Annotated in this window: 14 protein-coding genes; 7 read left to right on the forward strand and 7 right to left on the reverse strand. The window is 34.8% G+C overall.

Going from position 1 to position 11,403, the window contains the following annotated elements:
• Positions 1-21 precede the first annotated feature (21 nt).
• The 6 genes from AC1RNE_RS19515 to AC1RNE_RS19540 form a co-directional block, all read right to left on the reverse strand.
• Positions 22-945, reverse strand: coding sequence for a ketopantoate reductase family protein (locus tag AC1RNE_RS19515; RefSeq protein ID WP_492803281.1), 924 nt, complete (start codon positions 943-945; stop codon positions 22-24).
• Complete coding sequence (locus AC1RNE_RS19520) at positions 935-2,836, reverse strand: CocE/NonD family hydrolase (protein WP_492803283.1); 1,902 nt, start codon at positions 2,834-2,836, stop codon at positions 935-937. Before AC1RNE_RS19520 ends, AC1RNE_RS19515 begins: the two co-directional genes overlap by 11 nt.
• A gap of 10 nt (positions 2,837-2,846) precedes the next feature.
• The gene (locus AC1RNE_RS19525; RefSeq protein WP_492803285.1) at positions 2,847-3,404 is read right to left on the reverse strand and encodes a DUF1572 domain-containing protein; all 558 of its coding nucleotides are present in this window, start codon (positions 3,402-3,404) and stop codon (positions 2,847-2,849) included.
• Between the two features lie 12 nt (positions 3,405-3,416).
• Positions 3,417-3,698, reverse strand: coding sequence for an antibiotic biosynthesis monooxygenase (locus AC1RNE_RS19530; protein WP_492803287.1), 282 nt, complete (start codon positions 3,696-3,698; stop codon positions 3,417-3,419).
• A 19-nt stretch (positions 3,699-3,717) separates the two neighbouring features.
• Positions 3,718-4,554: an alpha/beta hydrolase gene (locus AC1RNE_RS19535; RefSeq protein WP_492803289.1), complete on the reverse strand. Its 837-nt coding sequence runs from the start codon at positions 4,552-4,554 to the stop codon at positions 3,718-3,720.
• A 63-nt stretch (positions 4,555-4,617) separates the two neighbouring features.
• Positions 4,618-5,214: a TetR/AcrR family transcriptional regulator gene (locus tag AC1RNE_RS19540; RefSeq protein ID WP_492803291.1), complete on the reverse strand. Its 597-nt coding sequence runs from the start codon at positions 5,212-5,214 to the stop codon at positions 4,618-4,620.
• A 398-nt stretch (positions 5,215-5,612) separates the two neighbouring features.
• On the opposite strand from AC1RNE_RS19540, the gene AC1RNE_RS19545 reads away from it, so the two are divergent.
• A complete protein-coding gene (locus AC1RNE_RS19545) occupies positions 5,613-5,924 on the forward strand; it encodes a hypothetical protein (RefSeq protein ID WP_492803292.1) in 312 nt (103 codons plus the stop codon).
• 30 nt (positions 5,925-5,954) lie between these two features.
• Here AC1RNE_RS19545 and AC1RNE_RS19550 read toward each other — a convergent pair whose 3' ends face one another.
• Complete coding sequence (locus AC1RNE_RS19550; protein WP_492803294.1) at positions 5,955-6,170, reverse strand: hypothetical protein; 216 nt, start codon at positions 6,168-6,170, stop codon at positions 5,955-5,957.
• A 471-nt stretch (positions 6,171-6,641) separates the two neighbouring features.
• Here AC1RNE_RS19550 and AC1RNE_RS19555 point away from each other — a divergent pair, with 471 nt between their 5' ends.
• From AC1RNE_RS19555 to AC1RNE_RS19580, 6 genes are all read left to right on the forward strand, one after another.
• Entirely contained in the window at positions 6,642-7,337 is a 696-nt protein-coding gene (locus AC1RNE_RS19555) for a hypothetical protein (protein WP_492803296.1), read from the forward strand.
• Between the two features lie 504 nt (positions 7,338-7,841).
• On the forward strand, positions 7,842-8,288 hold the full coding sequence (locus AC1RNE_RS19560; protein ID WP_492803298.1) for a hypothetical protein: 447 nt from the start codon (positions 7,842-7,844) through the stop codon (positions 8,286-8,288).
• Positions 8,289-8,536: 248 nt separating this feature from the next.
• Positions 8,537-9,016 (forward strand): MarR family winged helix-turn-helix transcriptional regulator, encoded by a 480-nt coding sequence (locus AC1RNE_RS19565; protein ID WP_492803300.1) that lies wholly within the window; start codon positions 8,537-8,539, stop codon positions 9,014-9,016.
• Positions 9,017-9,145: 129 nt separating this feature from the next.
• A complete protein-coding gene (locus tag AC1RNE_RS19570; protein ID WP_492803302.1) occupies positions 9,146-9,928 on the forward strand; it encodes a PhzF family phenazine biosynthesis protein in 783 nt (260 codons plus the stop codon).
• Between the two features lie 13 nt (positions 9,929-9,941).
• Positions 9,942-10,904, forward strand: a complete 963-nt coding sequence (locus AC1RNE_RS19575) for a GNAT family N-acetyltransferase (RefSeq protein ID WP_492803304.1) — start codon at positions 9,942-9,944, stop codon at positions 10,902-10,904.
• A gap of 1 nt (position 10,905) precedes the next feature.
• On the forward strand, positions 10,906-11,400 hold the full coding sequence (locus AC1RNE_RS19580) for a GNAT family N-acetyltransferase (RefSeq protein WP_492803306.1): 495 nt from the start codon (positions 10,906-10,908) through the stop codon (positions 11,398-11,400).
• Positions 11,401-11,403 lie beyond the last annotated feature (3 nt).

Here is an 11,403-nt window from a genome sequence, read left to right on the forward strand (position 1 = left end):
CTTAGCTTTTAAAAGATTTTATTAACAAAAATTCAAATCAGCCTTTATTTTTGTAAGGTCGCCAAGTAGTTTTGTTTGTACTACTTCATTACCTTTGCCTAATTTCTGGGCAATAACTACTATAGCAAAATTTAGTGTTTCAATCTCGGTTTTTCGTTTATGATTAATGTCTTGTAAGGTCGAAATAAGTTGTCCATCCGACATCCTGCTAATCATTAATACACTTTCAATGACCTCCTCTTCAGTTATTTCAATACCAGATAAATTGGCAATTTTAACACATTCGCTAATTACATTTTTGGCTAAATCGATAACGCCATGATCTCTTAAAAATATACCATTATCAGTATCTAAAAGAGGACAAATGGAATTGAAAACACAGTTTACAATCGCTTTTTTCCAGATAGTATATTGAATGTTTTCTTCTGCTCTAAATTGAAATATTGGGTTGTTTAGTTGGCTTACAATATGTTGGAGGCTATCTTCTTTACCATTAATGATACCAATTTGTGATGCTGCTACGGGTTTGAACCTTACTAGGTTTTCTGCTATTACTTGACATGTAGTAAACAACACACATCTATGAATATCTGTGAACCCCTTTTCAAGAAATGGAGATTCTATCCCTAGTCCATTTTGTAGAAGAACTATCGGCGAGTATTTAGCACTTATTTTTAAAGTTTCAGCTAGCTTTTCATTTCCAAAAGATTTATTGGTGACGACCAATATACCATCGAATGCTGAATGACTAGAAAGGGAACTCACTTCGATTTCGGCTTTCAAAATAGTTTGTTGATCTGTTTGAACTGATATCGTTTCGTATTGCGTAGGGATGTTGTCTACGCTTCCCCTGATGATATATACGTCTTTGCCCTCTAATTTCAAAAAAACTGCTAATGCTTTACCCACAGCTCCTGCACCGATGATGTATATTTTATTTCCCATTTGTAGTGTTTGATAAAATGTTTACGGAAATTTTACTTTCGCTGAATATTTTTATGGTTGCTTTCTGAAAATCTCTTTCGTTGGCTTTATAAATATTGTTTACAAATTTTTGAGGATTAATATCAAACAAAGGAAAGGCGGACGACTGTATTTGAATCACGATGCTATGCCCTTTTTTGAAGGTGTGGTAAACATCCTGAAGTCGAAAATCCAGATTAGTTTTCTGGTTTGGAACAAGTGGTTCAGGACGGGTGAATGAATTTCTGAATTTTGCTCTCATTATTTCACTACGAACCATCTGTTGGTAGCCAGCCAATTTGATACCTACTGGAGTGTAGGGACTATTAGGTTCATTTTGAGGGTAAGCGTCGATAACTTTAACAAAAAAATCAGTATCAGTTCCTGTTGTCGAAAATTTCAGATTGACCTTTATCTCGCCAATAAAGGTAATATCCTCCTGTAATGCTTCGGTTTTAAAAGTTAGCACATCCTTTCTATGAGTAACAAACCTTTGGTCGTCACTCATATAATTAGGTAAAAAATCAAGGGTTTCAAATACTCCTTCTGCATAAGGAACAGGATTCTTAGGGTCGGATACATATTGTTGAAATCCTTTTTTCGAGAGGACTGCTGATAGTTTTTTATCTGCATGAAGGTATAAATCTAACCCTACAGCATCTTTAACTGGATATTCCGCAAAATTTGTCCATTCTTTTTTACCTGTATCAAAAAGGAAGGCTTTAGGCAATACCGTCCCTTTGTCGATTACGTTTTTTAAATGTTTTTTATAAAATGCTAATTCGATCTTTTTCTGAAAAAATGTTGCTAAACTATCACCAAAATAAATGTTTCCTTGTAAATGATGTCCCTGTTCTCTTGACCAATCTCCATGACCAAAAGGTCCCATAATCAACGTGTTTGACACAGCAGCGTTGTTTTTTTCTATCTGCTTATATATATCCAATACACCAACCATATCTTCGGCATCAAACCAACCGCCAACATTTAATATGGGAGGCATTTTTGTATGGGTATTCAAATGAGGAATTATACTGCGTTTTTGCCAAAAATCATCATAGTTAGGATGCTCGATTATTTCATTCCAAAAGAAATTATCTGAATACAGTTTCCCAAAATTTTGTAGCGGAGTCATTGATTTATACCAATTGTAACCATTGTTGGCATTAATTTCAGGGAAATGTGCTAGAAACCAATGACTTTCGGTTGGTTTTTGGGGATAAATACCGAAAACTGGCAGGGCATTTCCGACAGCCAAAACAAAAGCTCCATTATGGTGGAAGTCTTCAAAGAAAAAATCTGAAATGGGTGCTTGTGGAGACACAGCTTTAATAGCAGGATGCCCGCTTAAAGCACCTGCAATGGCATAAAAACCAGTATAGGAAATTCCGTATAATCCTACATTTCCATTATTGTTCGGGATATTTTTCAATAACCATTCTATGGTATCGTATGTATCAGATGATTCGTCTACGTCTTTTGAAGTCTTTTTTGACGGAATGAAAGGACGCATATTTGTAAAAATACCCTCTGACATGTATCTTCCTCTCACATCTTGCTTGACAAAAATAAATTTTTCTCGCATTATATGGGTTGAATAATACAGGAGCTTTGGGTAATTGCTAGGTCCATAAGGTGAAGAGCCAAAGCATGTACGGTGAATTAAGAAAGGGTAGGGGTTTTCACTGGAAATATCTTTAGGAATATAAATGGAGGTGAATAATCTAACGCCATCTCGCATAGTGATGTACACTTCTTGTTTAGTGAAATTTTCACGTACAAAAACTGAATCCTGTTGAGCCAATGTTAGCTTTTGACCAGTTAACATCAGAGGGAAAAGAACAAGAAAGATGGCAGATAGAAATGTTTTCATTGTTTGTATATTATTTTAGAAACTCATCTGTAAAATGAGTTTTCTGTTTTGGCTTGGAAAATTTGTTGTTATTGTAACTATCCGAATTACCTTTTGGGATAGATAAAGATTGCCAGTTATCAGTAGCCATTTTACCGATATAAATAATTTGCCCAACATGGTATGGATAATGAGCAAGCTGTCTGTTGATGGCTTCCTGCACGGTATGCCCTTGGTTTCGGATATAAATGATAGTGTCTAAATCGGCATTGGTTAATGTATTGAGTGTATTAAATAGGCAAGTCCACCCTTCATTCCATTTAGTCATTAATTCATCTTTGGTATGGATGATGTTTTCAAATTCAGTATCCCTATTCCTCCATTCTTTTTCACCATCTGTTGTTAAGAAATCCGACCATCGCGAGAGCATATTTCCAGCAAGGTGGTTTACAATCATCGCAATACTATTACTTTCCTCGTTGTATTGCCAGAAGAGTTTATCTTCGCCTACTTGATTAAAGGTCTTTTCTGCAAGCATTTTGTAATACTCAAATTGCTTAATGGCACTATCTAAATAATTGTTATCCATCTTATTGTATAGTTATAATATTCCTTCTTCTAGTTTTTCTAAGTAAATAAACGTTGGCGCTTTTACTCCTGCTTTCATTCTAATGTCAATTAGCTCGGGCGACTCAAAGAACTTTTTTGCATTATCAAGGGAAGTCCATTCAGAGAAATGAACAATGTTGTTAGCATCTTGTTCATATTTAAGTAACTCATAAGAAATTTCGCCTGCTAGTTTCCTAATGGTGGCGGCTTCGTCAAATACTTTTTTCCACAATAGATAATCTTTTACTTCGTGTATGATTAAGACGTATTTCATGTTAAAAGAGCGTTTTTGTTTATTTTATAAAACTGATAATCTCCTGTAGTAATTCTTCACTTTTCAATTCATGCCCAAGTCCCTTAGTAAGTTTCAGCGTTGAGCCTCTCCAAGCTTGACTTAGTTTTTCTGAATCTAAATAATTGGTAGATTTATCTCCTCTATCATGCACAATGAGCGCCTTTGTTTTAATATGTTGGGCAAAATTGATTGCTGAGAAGTATGATGGCTTTTGATGTAGTTCTTTTTCAAATTGCTCGGAAATCAATTTGATGGCTTTATTGGAAAGTCCCAAGAATTGAACATAAAACGCAAAAAACTCTTCTACTTTTCCTGGAGCAGCCAAAATAATCGCATTTTGAATGGATGCCTCTGGATTTCGACTTAGGTAATAAGTAGTAGCAAAACCACCTATTGAATGCCCGATGATGGTGTGTAAATCGGGGTGCTTTTCCAAGAATTTCGACAAAGTTCTTTCATAGATAACTAAATTCATGATTTTGCCCGTAGAGTTACCATGTGCAGGAGCATCTAGTGCCAAAACAGTAAAGTCATGTTCGACCAGAGCGTTAATATATGATTTCCACCTGAAACTATGGCTTGCCCAGCCATGAACCAATAATACTTTTTTGGAACCAGTACCCCATCGGTAAGTTTGAATCTTGTTTCCGTCTATTTCAAGTATTTCAGCAAAGGCAGGCATTAAAAATGCTTGGTGGTGTGGCTTGAGACCTTTTGAAAAGGGAGTACAGAAAAGATTAAAACCATCTTTTTTTAGCTTTTTAGGAAGCACAAAGGCTAACAGATTGAAATAAACACCTGTTAGACGTGCTGATATTTTCTTAATGCTTGCCATTCCGAAATTTTAAATAAGAGTAAGTTAAAATAAACCGAACGGTTTGTTTTTGAATGAAAAAATTTATCGTAAATATTGTGTACTAATAGTAGCTTTTAGGTTTTCTAACAAGCCATTTAATATTTTTGGATTATCCGCCAATTTACTCATCATTAGCCCCCCTTGAATAACACTAAATATTAAGGTGGCTTCCTTCTGAGCATCTAAATCATCCCTAAATTCTTTTGATTGGATACCCTTTTGAATAATTAACGCTAAGCCTCCTAATAGTTCATCCAGTGCTTTTTGTGCTTTGATTTTCAGGAAGGGTAGATTGTCGTCAGATTCTATTGCAGTGTTAAGTAAAGGGCAACCTCCTTCTGTTAAGGGACTTACGCTGTAGTTTTTATAAAAACTTAAAATGGCGAAGAGTTTGTCCTTGGCAGTATTTTCTTTTTTAATTTTAAAACGTAAAGCTTCTAAAAGCTTTCCAATAGAATGTTCAAATGCTTCAATAGCAATTTGGTCTTTACTTTCAAAATTACCATATACACCACCTTTGGTTAATCCAGTGGCCAACAAAATATCACTCATAGTGGTTGCACTATAACCCTTCGTATTGAAAATAGGAGCTGATTTTTCAATAATAGCTTGTCTGGTAATATCTGATTTCGTAAACATGAAACAAATATAAACCAATCGGTTTATAAAATACAAATGTATTTTGTTTTTTATAGATTAATGTAGGTCACTAAAAATCTTCTCTTTTCAAAAAGGAGAAGATTTTTTTGTTTAATTTGCTGTTATTGGTCTTTGTCACGGTGTCGCCTAGACGGTGTCGCCCAGATTAACAACATGTGTGACAGTAATGCATAAAGTGAATTTATCAATACCAAGTAGCGAGGTTTTGCAAATCTTCATCCCTAACGAGGGAATTTATTCCCTCGTTAGGGATGATAGAGCTTAACAGCCTAAAACCTGATGCAGTCAGAGACTGTTTATTATTTATAGCTCCAATTGTGAAGACATGGAACAGCACGGGATGTAATTTATGACTAACATATACAAAAGATAGCGATATGGAATGGTATGATTTGATAAATAAAGATGGAGTAGATTGGCATAAAATAAAAGAGAAATATCCAATGTGGAAAAAAATAGAATGTCGTGTCATTGTGCATCGGCCATTCGGAGTATTTTTAGACATAGGAGATAAAGAAGTTCTAGGTATTGTTGCTGTAATTGATTTTGAAAAAGACACTGCTTATCCTGCTGTCGATAGTGTCGTGACTGGGGTTGTTATAGGATACACAGGAGATGTACGCAATCAAATATGGATTAGTATAAATCCAAAAGTTATTTCAGGGGAAAAGATTCCATTTGGACATTAGCTAATAATCTGAAATTGCCGACTTTGATTTCTATGATAAAAACAAGGAAAAATTAACGGAATTTTCATATTTTTTCTTTCTTTGTACAAATGATATTACACGGTGGATTAATTTGTTTTTAACCGCATTTAAAATTGACAATTTTGATTTGCCTTTTGCTAATTTTTTTTCATAATATTCTTTGAGCTGTTTATCATCTTTGACGGCTGATAAAGCTGCCATTTGTAAGACAGATTTGAGTTTCATATTGGCTAATTTAGACCCTCGCTTGGCATAGTGTTTTTCACTACGTCAGTGTGTCAGACCTTCTTAGAAGGCAACGCCTAGTCCGCAACGAATAGTGGTATATGAGTACACATCTTGGGAATAATCATAAAATGCGTTGTATTTTTGCAATGTAACATTGCTGTACCCACTGACGTAGTGCAGGAACACTACGCCAAGCGAGGGCAGGAATTTATACATGCTTCTCATTATAAAATGGGGCTATTTGAGACTATGATAAAAAAATAGGGTCAAGATACTGGCCCGACTCTTTTCCAAAAATTTACCGAAGCTTCTGCTTACAGTTATTCTTTAGTATCAGCAAAAAGTATGGGAGAATTTAAATATGTACATTTTTTTAGGGATTATCCTAGTGCAACTAATAGTTTTAGAACACCGCAAGCTTTTGGCAGGAGAAAATTTGGAGTACCAACAACCCTTAAATAAAAGCACATGAAAAATATAATGATTTTTATCCTTATTTTCTCTTTATTCCTAAGTTGTAGAAAGCAAAAGGATAAAGATTCTATTATTCCGATAAAACTAAGTTTATTATATATCTCTCCTTATGAGAAAAGATTTGAGACTGGATATGCCTTAGAGGCACGCATAATAAATATTCAACATCACAATATAGCTTTTCGCTCACCTAAGATTACATTTGAACAACTAGATTCCACTGGTAAATGGCAAAATATTTTTGATCAAACAGTACTAGATCTTGTTGATAGAGAAAAGTTTTTTCCTAATGAGAGAGATATTGGCTATAGTATTTTAGAGCATGATAAAAAGTTTGAAATATCAAAAAATATATTAAAAAAAATAGAAGTACCTATACAAACTAGAAATTTAGCCGTAATTCAGTCAAACGGCATCTATATGACTTTTCTTAAAAAAGATTCTATCCGAACAATTTCTCGTTCAATAAATACTCTTTTAGATATTCACAATACATTTAGTTACGACATTTTAAAGGGAAAATATCGGGCATTTTGTAAAATAAAGGAAGAACATCTATTTCACAAACTCAAATTTTGGAATGATAAGAATCAAAAGTCTGAGTATGAACTCCCTATCTATTGGGGAAATTTTAAATTTATAAAGGAACCCAAAATCCAAAGTGATACTATTTATTTTAAGGTTTTCTGATTATGAAGTTTCTAATCTCAATCCCTGCTTGGCACCAACTGCAACACTTGTTTCAATAGGTGCGAAAACTAACTTATTTTAAAACTAGCTATCTTTACTACCCTCGCTTGGCGTAGTGTTTTTCACTACGTCAGTGTTTCAGGCCTTCTCAGAAGGCGACGCATAGTCCCCAACGGCAAGTGGTATATGAGTACACAACTTAGGAATAATTATAAAATGTGTTGCATTTTTACAATGTAACATTGTAGTACACACTGACGTAGTGTAGTAACACTACGCCAAGCGTCGGGTGTGTTAGGCATTCTTAGAATCCAATCTCCCTGTTCAAAGTCTTTTTGGACTTTGAACAAAAATAAAACACAGTCTCTGCAACCTCCTTCTCTTAAAGGACTCATACTATAATTTTTATAGAAACTTAAAAAAGCAAAGGACTAACGGGGGTGCAAAGTAGAATTAGAAGAATTAGGCATTTTGTTAAGAGTAATCAATTAAATGTTTTGAACTATGAATGTATATATAATAGTAGAAATGCAAGAAACAGATACTGTTTTCGAAAAACTAAATGTTGAAAAAATTAGTATGGATAAGTTTTTAACTGAACGTAAACTGAGTGTAAATTATGATCAAGAAAAGATTTTGGACTCTCTGTACACTGAATTAAGTAGAAAAAAGAACGATGTTTTGATTCGTTATTATCACGATATTGATTCAATAGTTAATTTATCAAATAAACTTAAAGAAAATAATCATCGATTACATACGGTTTTTATTCCCTCACCACAACAATTATTAATAAGAAAGGAAGAAGAGTTGGAATTTACCCGTAAACATGCTAATTGGGCAAGTTTCTCAGCTTCTCAAATTGAGGAAGGCTATCAAGAATGGATAAAAATATATGAAAAAATAAAGCAAGAACTGCCTAAATATGCCATTGAAGTGAAAGAAGTTTAATATAACACATGTTGGTCGGGATGTTAGCTCGCTACATCTTCGACTTTATTAAATAAGGATTTATAATCCTTAACACACCAATCTAAAACTTGTAGTTTATAAAACCACTGTTAGGGGTAACAAAATAACATTATCTGAAAATCTCTCCTCTAAAAATCTTCTCTTTTTCAAAAAGGAGAAGATTTTTTTGTTTAATTCAAAAAAACTTTTAAAATTTGCGTAATCACTTACGTAATTGTTTACATAAAATGGATTTAATATCAGAATTAGGCCCTTTGGCTTTTGGAAGTAGGCTCAAACGACTCAGCGAGACCATCATGCGTGGTGGTGAAGATGTGTATCGTTTCTACGGCGTTGACTTTCAACCAAAATGGTTTCCTATTTTTTACTTTCTGTCTCAGAAAAACGAGGCGGGGATTATGGAAATAGCTGAAGGCTTGAATGTTACACATCCTGCCATTATTCAGATGGCGAAAGAATTGGAGAAAAAAGGTTTGATAATCTCTAAGAAGTCGGACGAGGACGCTCGTAAACGTAATTTGAAATTATCGAAAAAAGGAAAGACTTTATTACCGACACTCCAAAAAATTTGGGAGGAAATAAAATTAATGAATGCCGAAATCATCGAGAATCAAGAGCATAATTTACTGATAGCTGTAAAGGAAATTGAAGATGCTTGGACTGAGAAAAGCTACTTAGAACGCTTTAAGGAATTTCATGGATTGTAGGCTTTAGGCAGTAAGCATTAGGCTATATGCCATGAAATTTTCCATAAGAGTACGTTAAAAGACAACTGCAAACACAGCAAAATACTAACCGCTTATTGCCTAAAGCATACAGCATAAAGCCCCAAAATTATGAACCTAACAATCTATCAATTAGACGCATTTACGAATGAAGTATTTGCGGGTAATCCTGCCGCTGTAGTACCCCTTACTGAATGGATTGCTGATGACTTAATGCAAAAAATTGCTGCTGAAAATAACCTTGCCGAAACGGCTTTTTATGTTGCCGAAGGGGAACAATTTCATATACGATGGTTTACGCCAACCGTTGAAGTAAACCTCTGTGGGCATGCCACTTTGGCAACGGCCTATACCATTTTTGAGTACGCTAAATATCCAAAAACAACCATAGCATTTAAGTCTAAAAGTGGTATTCTGAAGGTAGAAAAGAAAGGCGATTTATTAGAACTAGATTTCCCCGTTGATATGCCAGTAGTGACTGAAACGCCTGAAGAATTAATAGAAGGACTAGGAATAAAACCCCAAGAAACCCTAAAAGGCATAACAGACTATTGCTTGGTTTTTGAAAACGAAAGTCAAGTAAAAGCCCTAACGCCCGATTTCAAGACCATTGCTAAGGTAAAATGCAGAGGTATCATCGTTACTGCCAAAGGTAATGAAGTAGATTTTGTGTCAAGGTTTTTTGGTCCACAGTCAGGGATAGATGAAGACCCCGTCACAGGCTCAGCCCATACCACCTTAACCCCTTACTGGGCAGAAAAACTAGGAAAGAATATCCTAACAGCCAAGCAAATATCTGCCAGAGGAGGCGAATTACTGTGTACACTAACGGGCGACAGAGTAAAAATGGCGGGTCATGTAGCGCCATATTTAATAGGTCAAATTATAGTTTAAAGAGAACACAAAAATGATACAGATACAATCGTTTGAAAATCAATATACAGACCAAGTAGTGGAGTTAATTTTGAATATTCAGCAAAATGAATTTCAAGTGCCAATTACCATTAATGAGCAACAAGATTTATTAGACATTCCGAACTTTTACCAACAAAATAATGGTGATTTCTGGATTGCCCTTTACGATAATAAGGTAGTAGGAAGCATAGCATTAATAGATTGTGGTGAAAACGTTGGAGCCATTCGCAAAATGTTTGTGAAGAAAGAATTTCGTGGGAAAGAATACGGCATTGCTCAAAAACTACTAGATATCCTTACGACATCAGCTCAGAAAGCAGGCATGACAAACCTATATTTAGGAACATTAGAACGCCTACAAGCAGCCATTCGCTTTTATATCAGAAATGGTTTTGAGGCTATCGAGAAACAAAATATTCCTTCTGTTTTTCCATTTATGCCAGTAGATACTCATTTTTTTGAAAAAAATATTCAAACAAATCCCCAAGAAATCATGGAGAATAATGTACAAATTATTGAATATCAAGAAGCCTATAAAGACGACTTCAAACGCATAAATGTTGAATGGATTGAAACGTTTTTCAAAGTAGAGCCTCACGATTTGGAGCAATTAGAAGCACCAGATGAAATTATAGCCAATGGTGGACAGATTTTCCTAGCAAAATTAGGGGATGAGATTGTGGGTACATCTGCCTTAATCCATGATGGAGACGGTATTTATGAATTGGCAAAAATGGGCGTAACACCTAAAGCCCAAGGCTTAGGATTAGGCAAAAAACTATGCGTAAAAACGATTGATGAAGCCAAAGCACGTAAAGCTAAAAGCTTATATTTGTTGTCGAATACAGCGCTAAAACCTGCTATTTCAATCTACAAAAGCATAGGGTTTGTGGAGGTTCCGATTGGAAAAACTTTATACGAAAGAACAGACATTAAAATGGATTACCCGATTTAGTATGAACATAAAAGTAGTCAATACAGAAGCTGAAATCCAGCTTTATTATACGTTATTGCACAAAGCTATTACAGAAGAATCTCAGTTTTTTAGGGTTTCGCCAGTGGATATTGCTGGCGAAGCTTTCCCTACTGAAAATACTTTTGAAAGCTTTACTTTAGGAGCTTTTTCTGACGAAGGAGAGCTGTTAGGAACAGTTGGATTTAAAAGAGAAAGTGTGTTGAAACTCAAACACAAAGGGTTGATTTTCAGAATGTATGTAGCACCTAAAGCCAAAGGATTGGGACTTGGACGAAAATTATTGCAAGCTGCCATCGAAAGAGCTAAACAAGGAATAGGCCTAAAACAAATCGTATTGACATTGATAGCTGATAATCATCGGGCTAAAAATTTGTATCTTTCGGAAGGTTTTGAAGTATTTAGTTTTGAAAAACAAGCTATCAAAATGAGCGATGATTTGTTTGTAGATGAAAATGCGATGGTGAAATATTTTTAGCTT

It is taken from the genome of Arcicella sp. GW822-FHT02H01, assembly GCF_058802005.1.